14 protein-coding genes are annotated in these 16,064 nt (G+C 65.7%); 6 read left to right on the plus strand and 8 right to left on the minus strand.

What is annotated here, in order from left to right; translation table 11 throughout:
- The 3 genes from Hhyl6_RS00005 to Hhyl6_RS00015 form a co-directional block, all read right to left on the minus strand.
- Positions 1 to 180, minus strand: a 180-nt coding sequence (locus Hhyl6_RS00005) for a DUF8022 family protein (protein ID WP_483737162.1), incomplete at its 3' end; no start/stop codon positions are given.
- Positions 180 to 1,760, minus strand: coding sequence for an acyl-CoA carboxylase subunit beta (locus Hhyl6_RS00010; RefSeq protein WP_483737163.1), 1,581 nt, complete (start codon positions 1,758 to 1,760; stop codon positions 180 to 182). The genes Hhyl6_RS00010 and Hhyl6_RS00005, both read right to left, overlap by 1 nt.
- 1 nt (position 1,761) lies before the next feature.
- Complete coding sequence (locus Hhyl6_RS00015) at positions 1,762 to 2,505, minus strand: beta-ketoacyl-ACP reductase (RefSeq protein WP_483737164.1); 744 nt, start codon at positions 2,503 to 2,505, stop codon at positions 1,762 to 1,764.
- A gap of 247 nt (positions 2,506 to 2,752) precedes the next feature.
- Here Hhyl6_RS00015 and Hhyl6_RS00020 point away from each other — a divergent pair, with 247 nt between their 5' ends.
- Genes Hhyl6_RS00020 through Hhyl6_RS00045 form a run of 6 tightly spaced genes read left to right on the plus strand, consistent with a single transcriptional unit; the run spans position 2,753 to position 10,420 of the window.
- Positions 2,753 to 3,916: an alpha-1 4-glucan-protein synthase gene (locus Hhyl6_RS00020; RefSeq protein ID WP_483737165.1), complete on the plus strand. Its 1,164-nt coding sequence runs from the start codon at positions 2,753 to 2,755 to the stop codon at positions 3,914 to 3,916.
- A 42-nt stretch (positions 3,917 to 3,958) separates the two neighbouring features.
- The gene (locus Hhyl6_RS00025; protein ID WP_483737166.1) at positions 3,959 to 5,125 is read left to right on the plus strand and encodes an extracellular solute-binding protein; all 1,167 of its coding nucleotides are present in this window, start codon (positions 3,959 to 3,961) and stop codon (positions 5,123 to 5,125) included.
- A 1-nt stretch (position 5,126) separates the two neighbouring features.
- Positions 5,127 to 6,743 (plus strand): ABC transporter permease, encoded by a 1,617-nt coding sequence (locus tag Hhyl6_RS00030; protein WP_483737167.1) that lies wholly within the window; start codon positions 5,127 to 5,129, stop codon positions 6,741 to 6,743.
- A 1-nt stretch (position 6,744) separates the two neighbouring features.
- Positions 6,745 to 7,881, plus strand: coding sequence for an ABC transporter ATP-binding protein (locus Hhyl6_RS00035; RefSeq protein WP_483737168.1), 1,137 nt, complete (start codon positions 6,745 to 6,747; stop codon positions 7,879 to 7,881).
- Entirely contained in the window at positions 7,878 to 9,881 is a 2,004-nt protein-coding gene (locus tag Hhyl6_RS00040) for an ArnT family glycosyltransferase (RefSeq protein WP_483737169.1), read from the plus strand. The genes Hhyl6_RS00035 and Hhyl6_RS00040 overlap by 4 nt, the downstream gene beginning before the upstream one ends.
- On the plus strand, positions 9,878 to 10,420 hold the full coding sequence (locus Hhyl6_RS00045; RefSeq protein WP_483737170.1) for a gluconate 2-dehydrogenase subunit 3 family protein: 543 nt from the start codon (positions 9,878 to 9,880) through the stop codon (positions 10,418 to 10,420). The genes Hhyl6_RS00040 and Hhyl6_RS00045 overlap by 4 nt, the downstream gene beginning before the upstream one ends.
- Position 10,421: 1 nt before the next feature.
- Here the strand turns inward: Hhyl6_RS00045 and Hhyl6_RS00050 are convergent, their stop codons facing one another.
- From Hhyl6_RS00050 to Hhyl6_RS00070, 5 genes are all read right to left on the minus strand, one after another.
- On the minus strand, positions 10,422 to 11,135 hold the full coding sequence (locus Hhyl6_RS00050) for a dolichyl-phosphate hexose transferase (RefSeq protein ID WP_483737171.1): 714 nt from the start codon (positions 11,133 to 11,135) through the stop codon (positions 10,422 to 10,424).
- Positions 11,136 to 11,185: 50 nt separating this feature from the next.
- Entirely contained in the window at positions 11,186 to 11,962 is a 777-nt protein-coding gene (locus tag Hhyl6_RS00055; RefSeq protein ID WP_483737172.1) for a helix-turn-helix transcriptional regulator, read from the minus strand.
- A 307-nt stretch (positions 11,963 to 12,269) separates the two neighbouring features.
- Positions 12,270 to 13,322 carry an HTH-type sugar sensing transcriptional regulator TrmB gene (gene trmB / locus Hhyl6_RS00060; RefSeq protein ID WP_483737173.1) on the minus strand — a complete coding sequence of 351 codons (1,053 nt, stop codon included), beginning with the start codon at positions 13,320 to 13,322 and terminating at the stop codon, positions 12,270 to 12,272.
- A gap of 46 nt (positions 13,323 to 13,368) precedes the next feature.
- Positions 13,369 to 14,514 carry an ABC transporter ATP-binding protein gene (locus tag Hhyl6_RS00065; RefSeq protein ID WP_483737174.1) on the minus strand — a complete coding sequence of 382 codons (1,146 nt, stop codon included), beginning with the start codon at positions 14,512 to 14,514 and terminating at the stop codon, positions 13,369 to 13,371.
- A 147-nt stretch (positions 14,515 to 14,661) separates the two neighbouring features.
- A complete protein-coding gene (locus tag Hhyl6_RS00070) occupies positions 14,662 to 16,035 on the minus strand; it encodes an ABC transporter substrate-binding protein (RefSeq protein WP_483737175.1) in 1,374 nt (457 codons plus the stop codon).
- Positions 16,036 to 16,064: the final 29 nt, after the last annotated feature.

The following is a 16,064-nucleotide window of genomic DNA, read 5'->3' on the forward strand; positions in this document are numbered from 1 at the left end:
CGCACGCTGTCGGTCGGAGAGGTGTGCGCCGACGGCCGCGGAGATGGCGGCCGCTTCCGACGGCGAGGCGTCGTGGGGTATCGAGACGGCCAGTTCCTCGTCCTCGACAGTGACGGTCACCGTCTCGGGTGCCCCCTCTGGGGACTGTTCGGCCGCTTCGGGTGGTTCGAGCGACGACATCAGAGCGGGATGTTACCGTGGTCCTTCGGCGGCGTGTCTTCGCGCTTGCGCTTGAGCAGGTCCAGGTCGTCGATGAGGCGCTTGCGCGTGTCCTTCGGTTCGATGACGTCGTCGAGGTAGCCTCGCTTGGCCGGTCCGTAGGGGTGGGCGAACTCCTCGCGGAAGTCGTCCATGAGTTCCTGCCGTTTGGCGCCCGGGTCGTCGGCGTTGGCAATCTCGTTGCGGTAGAGGATGTTGACGGCCCCCCGCGGTCCGAGCACCGCCATCTCAGACCCGGGCCACGCGTAGTTGACGTCGCTGCCGAGGAACTTCGAGGACATGACGATGTACGCCCCACCGTAGGCCTTCCGGACGACCACCGAGAGCAGCGGTACCGTCGCCTCGGCGTAGGCGTAGATGAGTTTCGCCCCGCGGCGGATGATGCCGTTGTGCTCTTGGTCGGTGCCCGGCATGAACCCGGGCACGTCCACGAACGTCAGGATGGGGATGTTGAACGAGTCACAGAACCGGACGAATCGAGCGCCCTTCTCGGCCGCGTCGATGTCCAGCGTCCCCGCGCTGACCCGCGGTTGGTTGGCGACGACGCCGACCGACTGGCCGTCCATCCGGGCGAACCCGGTGATGACGTTTCGCGCCCAGTTGCCGTGGACCTCGAAGAACGACTCCTCGTCCACGATGCTGCCGACGACCTTACTCATGTCGTAGGGTTTGCGAGGGGCCGAAGGGACGATGTCCGTCACCTCCGGCACCTCGCGGTCGGGTTCGTCCCACGGTTCGACTCGCGGCGGGTCCTCCATGTTGTTCTGCGGGAGGTACGACAGCAGTCGTCGGATGTTCTCCAAGGCCTCCTCCTCGGAGGGGTACGAGAAGTGGGCGACGCCGGACTTCGTGGAGTGGGAACTCGCGCCGCCGAGTTCCTCCTTGGACACCTGTTCGCCGGTGACCGTCTCGATGACGTCCGGTCCCGTGATGAACATGTGGCTGGTGTCCTGCACCATGAAGGTGAAGTCCGTCAGTGCGGGCGAGTACGTCGCGCCGCCGGCACACGGCCCCATGATGGCCGAAATCTGGGGGATGAGGCCGCTGGCCTTCGTGTTGCGCTCGAAAATCTTGGCGAACCCGACCAGCGAGTCGACGCCCTCCTGAATCCGGGCCCCGCCGGAGTCGTTCAGGCCGATGACCGGGACGCCGTTCTCGATGGCCTTGTCCATCACCTTGCATATCTTGTCGGCGACGACCTCTCCGACGGACCCCCCGAGGACGGTGAAGTCGTGCGCGAAGAGGAACACCTTCCGGCCGTCCACCTCGCCGTAGCCCGTGACCACGGCATCGCCGGGGAAGCGTTTCTCCTCCATCCCGAAGTTCGTCGAGCGGTGTTCGACGAACGGGTCCACCTCGTTGAACGACCCGTCGTCGACGAGGAAGTCGATGCGCTCGCGGGCGGTCATCTTGCCCTTCTCGTGCTGGGACTCGATGCGCGCCTCGCCCCCGCCGAGTTCGGCCTCCCGTCGCTTCTCGCGGAGTTCCGCTATCGGGTCGCTGGTCGCCTCGTCCTCGTCTGGCTCTTCTTGCTGGCTCATCTTACCACTCCATCCCGCCGTTGACGCCGAGTACCTGTCCGGTCATGTAACTGGACTCCTCGCTCGCGACGAACCGCACGATGCCCGCGATGTCCTCGACGGTTGCGAAGCGGTCGAGCGGAATCTCCCGGAGAATCTTCTCCTGTACCCGTTCCGGGACCTCCTCAAGCATGTCCGTCTTCACGAACCCCGGTGCGACGCAGTTGGCCGTCGACCCGGTGTGTGCGAGTTCGAGGGCGAGCGTGCGCGTGAAGCCGAAGAGACCCGATTTCGTCGTCGCGTAGTTCGCCTGCCCGATGTTGCCCTGTTGGCCCACGACGCTGGAGATGTTGATGAGACGGCCGTGTTCGGCCCCCATGATGTCGTCGTAGAACGCGTCCGTGCAGTTGAACACGCCGCCGAGGTTGACGTTGATGACCGTGTCCCAATCCTCGCGGGTCATGTTCTCGAACTTCTTGTCGATGGTGATGCCCGCGTTGTTGACGAGGACGTCGGCCGGCCCGAACTCGTCGGCGACCCGTTCGCGCATGGCCTGCACTTCGGCGGCTTTGGCGACGTCCGCCTGTGCGGCGATGGCGTCCCCGCCCTCCTCGCGGATACTCTCGACGACCGCCCGGGCCTCCGCCTCGGAGGAGCGGTAGTTGACGACCACGTTCGCACCGTGCCTCCCGAGGTCCTTGGCGATGCCCCGTCCGATTCCGCGTGACGACCCGGTGACCACGCAGGTCTGATTGTCGAGGTTCATGATTCGTCGGTGTGACCCCCGTTACTTGATGCACTCATCTCTCGACTAGGTGGGCAAAGCACAGCCAAATAATAGTTCGCCTTAGACGCCTTTAATCGGCGTCGCGTGAATATAATGACCTTGGGTCGGGTTCACAACGTGACGGCGGAGTTACAGACCCACGAGGGAAGCAAACAGCGCCGCCGCACGTCTTCGGCCGGCCTAAAACGACACGCTCTTTAGGGCGGCCTAAAGACGTTGGCCCAAGATGAGCGAAGACATCTGCGTCGTAGTGCCGACCATACGGAACCACGAGTGCATGCGCACGTACTTCCAGAACGCGCGAGACCACGGCTTCGACCTCGACAGACTGTTCGTCGTCCTCGTCACGGAGGACTTCTGTGACACCGACGCCATGGCCACGATGCTGGACGAGGAGGGCGTCTCCGGTGCCGTCTTCGACGGGGAGGCACGCGACGCGTGGTTCGAGGAACGGGGCGTCGCCGAGTACGACCACCTGATTCCAGCGGCCAGTCACGCACAGACCTCGTTCGGTCTCCTGTACCTCTGGGCGAACGACTTCGAGTACGGCGTGTTCATCGACGACGACACTCTCCCGCACGAGGACGTGGACTTCTTCGGGACGCACATGGAGAACCTCGCCTTCGAGGGCGAAATCGAGGCCGTCAGCTCCGACGAGGACTGGGTGAACGTTCTCTACCAGAACGAGGACGACCACGGCCTCTACCCACGCGGGTACCCCTACGCCGCGATGGACGAGACGGTCGAGACGGAGCAGAGCCACGTCGACGAGGTGGTCGCTTCGCAGGGCCTCTGGACGAACGTCCCCGATTTAGACGCCGTCCGCATCCTGATGGACGGGGACCTGCGGGGGCAGGCACAGACCCGGACGGACGCCGGCGACTTCGGCGAGGACTTCGTCGCCGCGGAGGGGAACTACCTCACGGTCTGTTCGATGAACCTCGCCTTCCGACGCGAAGTCGTCCCGGCGTTCTACCAGTTGCCCATGGACGACAACGAGTGGGACGTCGGCCGCTTCGACGACATCTGGTCGGGCCTGTTCCTCAAGCGGGCCTGCGACGTCCTCGGCAAGCAGATTTACAACGGCGACCCACTGTGTGAGCACAACAAGGCCCCGCGCTCTACGTTCTCCGACCTCACCAACGAAGTTCACGGCCTCGAACTCAACGAACACGTCTGGGAAGAGATAGACGCGGTGGGCGAGGACGCGGACTCCTACGAAGCGGTGTTCGAGGCGATGGGTGAGCGACTCGCCGAGGGCGACTACGAGGACTGGGAGAACGGCGCCTTCCTCAACTACTGCGGGGAGTTCATGTTAGACTGGCTGGACTGTCTCGACGAACTGGCGACGGCCGAGGCGGACCGTGTCCCGGCCGCTGCAGACGACTAAAACGCAAACCATTTAGGTAAACCTAAAACAATACAACAAACGATGACTGACTCTCACGACGACACGGGGACGTCACGACGGCGGTTCCTCGCGCTGGGCGGTGCCACGGCCGCCACCGCCGTCGCTGGCTGTTCTAACCTCTCTCTGGGCGGTAGCGACGGGAACGGCGGAACGGGTGCGGTCTCCCTCTCGGACTTCCGGGGGTCCGGCCCGATGGTCCAACAGCGAGACGCGCCGGGCGGCACCTCCATAGAGGACCTACCGGACCTCGATGGCGAACTGACGGTGTACCTCGGCGGCGGCGAAGGTGGACTCTACCTCGACCTCATCAGCCTGTTCGAGCGGAAGTACGAGAACTTCACGACGAACCACCGCCTCGAACCCTCCAGCGACCTCGCGAACACCATCATCGAGGAGAACGAGGCCGGTGCGAGTCGCGCCGACGTGTTCATGTCCGTCGACGCGGGCTCTCTCGGTGCGGTCGCCAACGCCGGGGCGACGGCGGCGCTCCCGGACCAGGCCCTCTCGGCGGTTCCGTCGGAGTTCCAAGACGACCAAGGGCGCTGGGTCGGCATCGCCGGCCGTGCGCGTGCGGTCCCGTACAACACCAACCGACTCTCGGCTTCGGACATCCCCAGCAAGGTCCAAGAGTTCCCGAACACGGCCGCGTTGCAGGGCGCGATGGGGTGGGCGCCCACGTACAGCGCCTTCCAGTCGTTCGTCACCGCGATGCGACTCATCCGGTCCGACGAGGAGACGAAGTCGTGGCTGCAGGGGATGCTGAACCACGGCGTCACCGAGTACGACAACGAGTTCCGCGTCTCGAACTCCGTCGCCGACGGGGAACTGGCCGCCGGGTTCGCCAACCACTACTACGCGCTCCGCGTGCAGGCCGCCCGAGAGTCGACGCCGCTGGAACTGGCCTTCACCGAGGGCGACGCCGGCGCACTGGTCAACGTCTCCGGTCTTGAGATAATCGACGGCACCGACGCCTCGGACCTCGCGGCGAACTTCGTCCGCCACGTCCTCTCGGCGGAGGCACAGGAGTTCTTCGCCACCCGGACGTTCGCCTACCCGATGATTCCGGGCGTGGACCCGGTCGGGGACCTGCCGCGCATCGACGAACTGAACCCGCCGGACATCGACCTGACCGAACTGGCCGGCGTCGCGGATACGGTCGACCTGATGCGGGAGGCGGGCGTGCTCTGACATGGGCGCCAGTGACCGCTTCGAGCGGATACGGGAGCAAGCGGCCGTCGAGGAGAGCGACGGGTCCGCGCCGACGACGCTCGCGGTGGTCACGCTCGCCATCTCGCTGCTGTTGTTGTCCCCCATAATCTGGGTGCTCATCCACGCCGCGGAGATGCCGTTCGGTCGCATCGTCGACCTCGTCCTCAGCGAAACGGCGACGAGTGTCACCGTCAACTCGCTTGTCCTCGTCGCGGCGGTCACCGGCGTCTCCGTCCTCATCGGGGTGCCGCTGGCGATTCTCACGGTCCAGACGGACCTCCCGTTCAAGCGCTTCTGGACGGTCACCTCCGCGCTACCGCTGGTCGTGCCGAGTTACATCGGCGCGTTCGCCTTCGTCTCGGCGTTCGGGCCGCGCGGGGAACTCGCAGACCTCCTCGCGCCGCTCGGCGTCGAACAGATACCGACTATCTACGGACTGCACGGCACCGTCCTCGTGCTGACGCTCTTTACGTACCCCTACGTGTTTCTCACCACGCGCGCGTCGCTCCTCTCGTTCGACGGGACGGTCGTGGAGGCGGCCCGCACGCTGAACCACACGCGCTGGCAGGCGTTCAAGCGCGTCACCTTCCCGCAGATTGCGCCCGGTATCGCCGCCGGTGCACTGCTGGTGGCGCTGTACGCGCTCTCGGACTTCGGGACGCCGGCAATCATGCGCTACGACGTGTTCACACGCATGATTTACAACGAGGAGCAGGCCCGGAACTTGGACGCCGCCGCCGTCCTATCGATGCTCTTGTTGGTGATGGCGATGGGCATCCTCGCCGTCGAGTCCCGCATCAACGCGAGTCGGGACGGAGCGTACGTCAGCAGCGGAGACCGACGGCCCGGCGAGATTCGCCTCGGCTACTGGAAACTGCCGGCGATGCTGTTCTGTGCGGCCATCGCGAGCCTGTGTCTGGTCCTCCCCGTCGGCATCCTCACCCAGTGGCTCCTTCGGTCGGGGTCCCCCTCCGGCGGCGGATTCTCCTTCGGTCTCTCCCACGTGACCAACTCGGTGCTGTTGGCGGCCGGGGCCGCGGCCATCTGCGTGGTCGTCGCTCTCCCCATCGCGTACCTCTCGGCCCGCGGTGACACCGGCATCTCGTCGCTCCCGGAACGGGTCTCGTACGTCGGCTACGCCGTCCCGGGCGTGGTCATCGGCCTCTCGCTCATCTACCTCGCGCTGCGGTTCGTCCCGTTCCTCTACCAGAGCGTCATCGTCCTCGTGTTCGCGTACGTCGTCCGGTTCCTCCCACAGGCCGTCGGGACGACCGAATCCTCGATACTGCAAGTCGACCCGAGCTACATCGAGGCCGCTCGGTCGCTGGGCTACGCGCCGGTTTCGGCGTTCCGCGAAGTCGTCTTGCCGCTGGTCGCCCCCGGTATCGCCGCGGGCGCGGCGCTGGTCTTCCTGACGACGATGAAGGAATTGCCGGCAACGCTGATGTTACGCCCGACGGGGTTCGAGACTATCGTCACGTACATCTGGCTCGTCCGGGGCGCGGCGTATCAGGGACAGGCGGCCGTCCCCGCGCTGATTCTGGTCGGCGTGTCGGGACTATCGATGCTCGTCATCTTACGACAGGAGGGAAGCTAACATGGCAAAACAACAGACATCCCAACGGCTCGCTGAGTTCGAGACGGTCGAAACCGCCGTCTCCGACCCCGAAAGCACGGTGTTGGAGATGGACGGCGTGAGCAAAGACTACGGGCAGGAAGTAGCCGTCGAGAACCTCTCCCTGGAGGTCAAAGAGGGCGAGTTGCTGACCTTGCTCGGCCCGTCCGGGTGCGGGAAGACGACCACGCTCCGGATGATTGCGGGCCTCGAAGAACCGACGGAGGGGACAATCTCCATCGCCGACGAGACGGTGACCGGCGACGCCGACGGCGCCTTCCGGAAACCCGAGGAGCGCGACGTCGGCATCGTCTTTCAGGACTACGCGCTGTTCCCCCACCTCTCCGTCGCCGAGAACATCGCGTTCGGCCTGACCGAGATGGACGAGGTGGACACCGACCGCCGGGTCGACGACCTGCTGACGCTCGTGGACCTCGAAGCCCACCACGACAAGATGCCCAGCCAGCTATCGGGCGGGCAACAACAGCGGGTCGCGCTCGCACGCTCGCTCGCGCCCGAACCGGACGTGCTCCTCCTGGACGAACCGTTCTCGAACCTCGACGTCCGACTGCGCGTCGAGATGCGCGAGGAGGTCCGCAAGATTCTGAAGCGGGCCGGCGTCACCGCTATCTCCGTCACCCACGACCAAGAGGAGGCGCTGTCCATCAGCGACCGCGTGGCCATCATGAACGACGGCAACATCGCGCAGGTGGGCGACCCGGCGAAGGTGTTCGAGAACCCCGAGAGCCGCTTCGTCGCCAGTTTCCTCGGGCAGGCGAGCTTCCTCTCGGCCCGCGTCACCGAAGACCAGCTAGAGACGGGCCTCGGGTCGTTCGACCTCGAACTGCTCAACGGCCCCATCGAGGCCTACGACGGGGCGATGATAGACGTCCTCGTCCGCCCCGACGACCTACAGGCGGTCCCGACCAGCGAACCGAAGGCCGACGGCTACGTCGTCCACCGTCAGTACAACGGCCCGTCGTTCATCTACCGGGTCGAACTCCACAGCGGCGACGTCGTCCACTGCATGCACAACCACGTCGAGACGTTCGAGGCCGGCCAGCCAGTCGAAGTCGACCTCGCCGCCGACCACGAACTGGCTTGGTACCCGACGGAATGAACCGGTTGCGGCGACCGCGGGCGCAGGCCGCGGTCGTCGTCGTCCTCGGTGGCCTCCTCGTCTTCGCCGTCTCGAACCTCGTCTTCCCGTACCACACGAGCAACCACGACGAGGCGGTCTACCTCCAGCAGGCCGCCATGTTGCTGGAGGGGCAGGTGTTCCTCCACCCGCCGGTCGACGGCGCGTTCCGCCCGTGGTTCTTCGTCGAGAGCGACCGGGGCCTCTACTCGAAGTACACGCCGGTCCCCGCGGCGATGTTCGCCGTCGGGAAGCTACTGGGGGGCTACCGCCTCGCCCTCGCAGCAATCGCCTCCGGAACGCTCGCCGCGACCTACCACACCGTCCGCGAGGCGTTCGACCGGCGGACCGGCGTCGTCGCCAGCGCCCTCATGCTCGCGTCGCCGCTGTTCCTCGTGAACGCCGCCGTGTTCCTCTCGTACGTCCCAGCGACGTTCTGGAACCTCGCGTTCGCCGCCAGCTACCTCCACGCGGACCGAACCGGGAGCGGACGGACTGGGGCACTCGCCGGGGCCTGCGTCGGCGTCGCCTTCTTCACCAGACCCTATACGGCCGTGTTGTTCGCGACGCCGTTCGTCCTGCACGCGCTGTGGTCGCTCCGGTCGTTCGACCGCCCCGTGGTCGAGCGAGTGGGTCTCACCGCGCTGTTCGGCCTCGTCGGAGTCCTCGTCGCGCTGGGTTACAACGCCCTCACGACGGGCGACCCGCTGGTCTTCCCCTATCAGGCGTTCGCCCCGAACGACGGCCTCGGATTCGGAGAGCGGTCGATTCTCGGCTACTCGCGGCAGTTCACGCCGGCGCTGTCGCTCACGGCGAACGCGGAACTCCTCTCGAAGTTCGCCACCCGCTGGGTGGTCGCCGGACCGCTCGGGACGCTGGCGGCCCTCGTGGGACTACTCGCCGTCCACCGGCGCGGGTTCGACGCACGGCAACTCGCTCTCGCCGGGGTCTTCCTCACCGTCCCGCTGGGGAACCTCTACTTCTGGGGGACGGTCAACATGCTCGGCTCGCTCTCGGACCCCACGGACGGCCTCGTCCGATTCCTCGGCCCGTACTACCACGTGGACCTGCTCGTCCCGTCGGTCGCTTTCGCCGCCGTGGGCGTCCTGTGGTTCGCTGGCTGGCTTCGGGCGGTGGCCGGGCGTCGTGTCTCCGACGGCCGGGTTCGGCCGGTCCTCGCGGCGCTCACGGTCGTCTGTGCAACGGTGGGCGGGGGTGCGGCGGTCGCGGCCGCCGCGGAGCCGGTAGGTGACAACTACACAGTCACCCAGCAGTACGAAGAGGCGTACGCCCCATTCGAGGACCTCGACGTCTCGAACGGCGTGGTGTTCCTCCCAACGCCGTACGGCGACTGGCTGAACCACCCGTTCCAGCCGCTTCGCAACGACCCCGGCTTCGACGGCGACACGGTCTACGCCATGCAGGAGCGGCAGTTCGCCGTCGTGGACAGCTATCCCGACCGGCGGTACTACCGGTACGCCTACCGCGGCGAGTGGGTCCCCTACCTCGGCCAGCCAGTCGAGCCCACGCTCCAGCGCGTCCGGCACGCCGAGGGGGAGACCGTGACGACCCGAATCGAGGCGACGGTGCCCGAGCAGGCGATTCTCACGTCCATCCGCCTCACGAACGGCGAGGAGAATAGCTACACGACGATTCGGGGGACGGCCCCGCTCGACCTCCGTCTCGTGACCGACGCGAACGCGACCCGGCTCCGGGGGCGCGGCGTGAACCAGACGGTCGCCGTCCCGACGCCGGACCGGGGGACCGTGACGCTCGTGGCGTTCGTCGACTACGGAACCGGGTCGGGATTCAAGTACCGCGTCGCGCTCCCGGTCGACCAACGGGGCGGCGGAGTGCAAGCGCTGACGCCGCGACTGGAGGTCTGTTGGTCCGAACGGCGCTGTGGCGGACAGGCCGCCTACGTCCCCGGCACGCACCGCTACGGCATCGAGATGAACGCGACGGTGGAGGGAACCTCGTGACGGACTACGAACTGACGAGGCGCGACGCGCTGAAAGCCCTCGGCGCGGCGGGCGTCACCGTCGCCGGCGGCGCGGCCGCTCTGTCTTGGGCGGACGCGCCCAAGGAAGAAGGCCCGGCCTTCGGTGACCACGAGGGCCGGACCGTGCAAGCCGTCGCGTCGGTCGTGTACCCGAGCGAGGTCGAGGGCGTCGAGGCGTTCGTGGAGTCCTACGTGGCCGGCCGACTCCGCGAGGACCCGACCCGGGCCGCGGCGATGGCCGACGCCGTCGCGGCACTCGACGGGTACGCGCGGGAGTGGGAGGGCGGCGACTTCGCCTCGCTTGACCCGGACGAACGGGACGAGACGCTCCGGGGGATGGGCGTCCACGTGACGACGCCGGACCCGAACGGCGACCCGCGACAACGGGTCCGGTACTACCTCGTGAACGACCTGCTGTTCGCGTTGTACAGTTCCCCGACGGGCAGCCGACTCGTCGGCATCGAGAACCCGCAGGGCCACCCCGGCGGTACCAGAAGCTACCGACAGCCGCCGGAGTGAGTCAGCGGAACCGCTCTTGCAGGGCGACGCGGACGATGGACTTCGCGATTGCGGCCCCGCCGGAGAAGGGGTCGAGTTTGGTCTCGCCCTTCCGCTCGTCGTACTCGATGGGGCGTTCACGCACGTCGTAGCCACGCATCAGCGGCCGCATCAGTAGCTCCGCGGAGAGACCGGTGTTCTCCGTCCACCGTATCTTCTGGACGACCTCGCGCCGGTAGGCCCGCATCCCCGTCGTCGTGTCGTGGACGCGCCTGCCCATCAACACGCTCGCCAGCAGTGCGAACAGTTCGTTGCCGAGTTTGTTCATGCCGGGCATCTCGTCGGCTCCGTAGTAGAGGCGGTCACCGCTGACGACGTCTGCGCCGTCGTTTATCTCCTCTAAGAAGTCCGGCAGGCGCTCCATCGGATACGTGTCGTCGCAGTCGGTGGTGACGACGACTGGACGGTCTGGAGTCAGGACGGCCTCCCGGACGGCGACGCCGTACCCCTGTGGCTCCTGTTCGACGACGGTGGCACCGTGCTCGCGGGCTATCTCGGGGGTCCGGTCGCTCGACCCGTCGACGCAGACGACTTCGGCCCGCCCGTCGGTCACGTCGTGGATGTCTTCGAGAACGGTCCCGATGGCCTCCGCCTCGTTGTACGTGCCCATCACGACCGCCAAATCGTCGAACGTGTACGCCGTCTCTTCGGCCGTATCGGCCCTCTGAACACTCATTACCGGTGACTCTCTGCTGGGGCCCCTTGAGCTTTTAGGTTCGCCAAAATCTAATCGTCCGACAGGTACGCCGAGAGCGGGGTCGCCCCATCCCAGACGGACTCGAACAGTTCGCGACCCCACGTGACTGCGTCGTCGGACTCCGAGAAGACCTTCGCGTCCGGCCAGTGTCTGCCGTGTTCGGGCAGAGTCAGGATGGTCCACTCGTCGGAGACGCCGAGGGCGAACGGGACTGTGGTGACGCGGACGGACGTCTCCTCGTACGTCCGGGGAAACGGTCCATCGTCCATCGACAGCAACACCTCCTCTACGACCCGTCGGCCGACGAGCAACCGAGACGCCTCGTTGTCGGGCATCGCCTCCTGATACTCCTCGTGGTAGACGGGCGAGATAATCTCGCAGTCGTCGACGCCGCTTACTTTCTCCACCACCCACGGGACCAGTCCTCTGAGGTCCCGTTCGGTACTACGCACCACCTCGTACGGTCCTAGTTCGGGGAGGCGACAGCGAAACTCCTGTGGGAGCACGCTCGTATCGTGGTGCTCCCAATACGTGGGTTCGGCGGCGAGCAACCTGTCGGTCGCTCGCTGTCGCTCCAACGTATCGCCGACGAGACGTCCCGTCCCGGTCAGTCGCCACCCGTCCGTCGTCTCGGTGACGACGCCGCGCGTTTCGAGGTTCGAGAGCCCCTCGTAGACTGCAGACTCGCTCGCGTCGATGTCTCGAAGCAACTCTTCGGTCGGGCGAGCGCACTCACAGAGTGCATCGACGAGGGCCGACCGAACCGAGGACGAACCAACGTAGTCGACGCGCGAATCTGTCGGCATCGTTCGTACCGAATCGGTGATGACCGCGATGATACATATCAGTTTCCATCAGGTTCGGACTGTTCCACGCCTCGCGAGTCACTCCACGCCGCGTAGAGAGTTCCTGTTGGCGATAGTCCTATCTTTTTGTTTGGGTAGTGTCTACTTTCGGTGCTGTCCGACCAAGGCCACGTCCCCGCTGACTCCGAGGACTGACTGTGGTCTCTCATCCACCGGGATGGCGGGCAGTGGCTGCGGCAGTACTCGGACGCCGTTTGCCCGACGGCGGCCGGCTGTGGGTTACCCCACGGCCCTCATTGTCCTTCGGTCAGGCCGTCGGCGGTTCGTCGCGCCCGACTTGAATCTCGTAGGCCTCGATGTCTTCGTAGGTCGCCACCTGTCCGCCGACGTCGACGGGACCGTCGTCCGTCTGGACGACGAGCGTCGCAACCTCCCGGTTCGGTCCGAAGGACGCTTCTTCCACTTTCCCCTGAACCACCCAGTGGTCGCCCGTCTCCACGTCGCGCCCTTCGATAGTCGCGTAGAACTCGCCGTCCAACGCCGTCAAGTCGGAGATACAGCGCCTGATGGTGCCGTACCGCCGCGGGAAGGGCAGTTCCATGCCGTCGGAGGCGATGACCTCCGCGGTCGTCCAGAGGACTGTGTTGAGGAACCCGGAGACCAGAAAGCCGAGTTCCGAGCGGTTGAAGATGACGCCGTACCGGTCGGTGTCGCCGCGGATGGACTCACGCGTGGCGTACATGGAGTAGTTCCCGTCTGCGACGGCGACCATCGGCGTCGTGATACCGCGTCGGCCCTTGACCGTCGTCGCGACCGACTGATAGTCGAACGAATCGGGGTCGGGGGCGTCGGACGCCGGGGAGAGCAGAATCTCGGTGGCGATGCCGTCCGCCCGTCGTTCGGACAGTTGCGGTTCGAAGCGCTCCAACAGCGACGGGGTGAGCGAGAGAGTCAGTTCGTACTCCGCCGACTCGATGATGTCGTCGAGGTAGCGGAGGATGGTCGGCCGCGACTTCACGAGCGAGACGGCCTCCGGTTCGCGGGCCGGCGCGGTGTAGCGAGTCGAGAGGTCGTCGACGAGGTCGTCGAGCGAGTCCTGAATGTCGCCGAAGGCCTCTCTCGGGTCGATGGCGAGCACCTTCATCGGGCGGGACTCCTTGAGTTCGACGAGGCCGACGTCGCTCAGACTCCTGACCGTGTCGTACACGCGTGGTTGCGGGATGTCGGTGTTCTCCGATATCTCCGAGGCTGTCAGTTCGCCGTGTTGGAGGACGGCCAGATACGCCGCAATCTCGTACTCACCGAGATTGAAGCGTGTGATGACCTGCTCTAGTGACGCCTCCAAGTCGTCACCTGACATGGCCGGCAGTTCGCCGGTCCACTACAAAGAAGTTCGGCTATCGCCTTTACCGCACGGGCGGCGACTCGGCGGCTTCGAGTTCCCGGTTGTGCAGTGCGGTTCCCGAGGACCGGTCGAAGACGTGAATCGCGGACTCGGGGAACTCCGCGACGAGGTGCTGACCGGAGTCGACGCTCTTCATCCCGTCGAGGACGGCCGTGAAGGGGTTGCCCTCGGTGACGTCGCTCCCTTCGAAGACGAGGTGGACGACGTTCTCGTCGCCCATCGGTTCGACGACGTCGACCACCGCACGGTACTCGTGGGCCGACTCGGCCGCGGACTTCAGCCGCACGTCCTCCGGTCGGATGCCGAGGACGAGGTCCGTCTCCCCACCGAGAGACGACCGGGTCGACTCCGAGAGTTCGTACTCGAAATCGTCGGTGACCAGCGTTGACCCCTGCAACTCCGCGTCGAAGAAGTTCATCGACGGTTCGCCGATGAAGCCGGCGACGAACAGGTTGTTCGGCTGGTGGTAGCACTCCAGCGGAGTCGCACACTGCTGGAGGATGCCGTCGTCGAGGATGGCGACGCGGTCGGACATCGTCATCGCTTCCACCTGATTGTGGGTGACGTACACCGTCGTCACGCCGAGGTTCTCCTGTAGCTGCTGGAGTTCCGTCCGCATCTCCGCCCGCAGTTTGGCATCCAGATTCGCCAGCGGTTCGTCCATCAGGAACACCTCGGGGTCACGGACGATAGCCCGGCCCAGCGCGACCCGCTGTTGCTGGCCACCGGAGAGGTCGCTCGGCGGCCGTTCGAGGAGTTCGGGGATGCCCAACAGTTCCGCGGCCTCCTCGACGCGCGTGTCGATTTCGTCGTCCGGCATGTCCGTGGACTCCTCCAACCCGAAGGCCATGTTCTCCCGGACGGTCATGTGCGGGTACAGCGCGTAGGACTGGAACACCATCGCCACGTCCCGCTCACGCGCGGAGACGTCGTTTACCACCTTGTCGTCCAGTCGAATTTCCCCCTTCGATATCTGTTCGAGGCCCGCAATCATCCGGAGCGTCGTGGACTTCCCACAACCGGACGGGCCGACCAATACGAGAAACTCGCCGTCGTCGATGTCGATGGAGACATCGTCGACGGCGACTATCTCCTCACCGTCGTCGTCGAATATCTTGGTTACGTTGTCGAGTGTCAGACCTGCCATCGCTACTTCCCCATTGAGTTACGTCGGTATGTAATCTTTCGATGCCGTCTGGACGCTCCCAGACTCGTGCCGTCTGAACGCCACCGGTGACCGTACATTCCCTTCGCTATCCCGGTCGCGTCGAAAGAATCGGAGTTCGAGACGGCCTTACAGGTTGCTGTAGGCGTCGACTATCTGGCTGATGACCTCGTCGTTCGAGGAGCCAGTGATGAGCGCGCTGATGGCCGAGGCGACGCCGGACTTGACCGACGGCTTGACCGCCAGACCGTGCTGGAGGGACGGCGGCTGCGCGTCGGAGTTGCCGAAGTCCTCGATCTGGTCCTTGGAGAACTCGTTGAACGGCTCGGTGTTCGCGTCGGTGCGCGGCGGGATGGACCCCTTCTTGGGGTTGAACAGCTCCTGCCCCTCCGTGGTCCCACAGTAGCGGCACCACTTGGTCGTCGCGTCGGGCGACGGGTTGGCGGTCGGGTAGGGGAACGAGTCCATGTTCAGCATGTAGTTCCCGTCCGTGCCGGGGAAGGTGATGTGGTCCCAGTCCTCGCCGTAGTTGAAGCCGTCCGTTCCGACGTAGGTGCCAGCCGCCCAGTCCCCTTGGTGGATGAAGCCCGTCTCGCCGTTGATGACGCCGCTGTTGGCCTCGGTCCACGAGATGGACCCGGCGTCGCTCGGGTAGTACTCGCTGTAGTCTCGGACGATGTCCAGCGCGCTCGCGATGGCGTCGCGGTTGGCCTCGATGTTGCCCTCGACCCACGTCGCGTTGTAGGTGTCGGCGTCCGTCAGACCGAGGAAGATGGTCGCGAACATCTGGACCGTGGACCACGCAGAGCCGGTCTGGTGGGCCATTCCGGTGTACCCAGCGTCGGAGACGGCCGCCAGCGCGTCCGTCACGTCCGACGGCGTCTCGAGGGAGGACGGGTCCACACCCGCGTCCTCGATGACGCTGACGTTGTAGAACAGGTTGTTGATGCGGTGGATGTTCAGCGGGACGGTGACGTAGTTACCGGCCGGCTGAGCCGCGTCCTTGACGCCGCCGAGGTAGGCGTCCTTCATGCCGTTCTTGCTCCAGACGGACTCCTCGATGTCTTCGAGGAGGTTCGCATCGGTGAACGGGATGAGCGCCTTGCCGGGCCACTGCTGCCACGTGCTGGGGTGGCTGCCGTTCTGGACGCGCGTCCGGATGTTGGTCTGCAGGTTGCTCCCTGCGCCACCGGCGACGAGGTTGTCGTCCGTCGCGACGTTCGGATAGGCCTCCTTGAAGCCCTCGAACAGCGCGTTGATTGCCTCGTTCCCGTCACCCTCGCCCCACCAGTGGGCGACTTCGAGGGTGGCCGTCTGGGTGGTCGTGTCGCTGCCACCGTCACTGCCGTCGCCACTGGAGCCGTCACCACTGGAACCGTCGCCGCTGCTGCCACCGTCGCCGCCGTCGCCACCACAGCCAGCGAGCGACGCGGCACCAGCCGCGCCAGCGATGCGAAGAGCGTTCCGTCTTGTAAGCCGCTTGTCAGAGTTTTCGTCAGTCATGGTTGCACCAATACCTCACCATTTCTTAT

Source organism: Haloarcula sp. H-hyl6 (assembly GCF_056934455.1).

Bases quoted from the DNA above. Each gene is read 5' to 3' on its own strand.
- Hhyl6_RS00010 (WP_483737163.1), bottom strand. From the start codon at position 1,760: ATGAGCCAGCAAGAAGAGCCAGACGAGGACGAGGCGACCAGCGACCCG.
- Hhyl6_RS00015 (WP_483737164.1), bottom strand. From the start codon at position 2,505: ATGAACCTCGACAATCAGACCTGCGTGGTCACCGGGTCGTCACGCGGA.
- Hhyl6_RS00020 (WP_483737165.1), top strand. From the start codon at position 2,753: ATGAGCGAAGACATCTGCGTCGTAGTGCCGACCATACGGAACCACGAG.
- Hhyl6_RS00025 (WP_483737166.1), top strand. From the start codon at position 3,959: ATGACTGACTCTCACGACGACACGGGGACGTCACGACGGCGGTTCCTC.
- Hhyl6_RS00030 (WP_483737167.1), top strand. From the start codon at position 5,127: ATGGGCGCCAGTGACCGCTTCGAGCGGATACGGGAGCAAGCGGCCGTC.
- Hhyl6_RS00035 (WP_483737168.1), top strand. From the start codon at position 6,745: ATGGCAAAACAACAGACATCCCAACGGCTCGCTGAGTTCGAGACGGTC.
- Hhyl6_RS00040 (WP_483737169.1), top strand. From the start codon at position 7,878: ATGAACCGGTTGCGGCGACCGCGGGCGCAGGCCGCGGTCGTCGTCGTC.
- Hhyl6_RS00050 (WP_483737171.1), bottom strand. From the start codon at position 11,135: ATGAGTGTTCAGAGGGCCGATACGGCCGAAGAGACGGCGTACACGTTC.
- Hhyl6_RS00055 (WP_483737172.1), bottom strand. From the start codon at position 11,962: ATGCCGACAGATTCGCGCGTCGACTACGTTGGTTCGTCCTCGGTTCGG.
- trmB (WP_483737173.1), bottom strand. From the start codon at position 13,322: ATGTCAGGTGACGACTTGGAGGCGTCACTAGAGCAGGTCATCACACGC.
- Hhyl6_RS00065 (WP_483737174.1), bottom strand. From the start codon at position 14,514: ATGGCAGGTCTGACACTCGACAACGTAACCAAGATATTCGACGACGAC.
- Hhyl6_RS00070 (WP_483737175.1), bottom strand. From the start codon at position 16,035: ATGACTGACGAAAACTCTGACAAGCGGCTTACAAGACGGAACGCTCTT.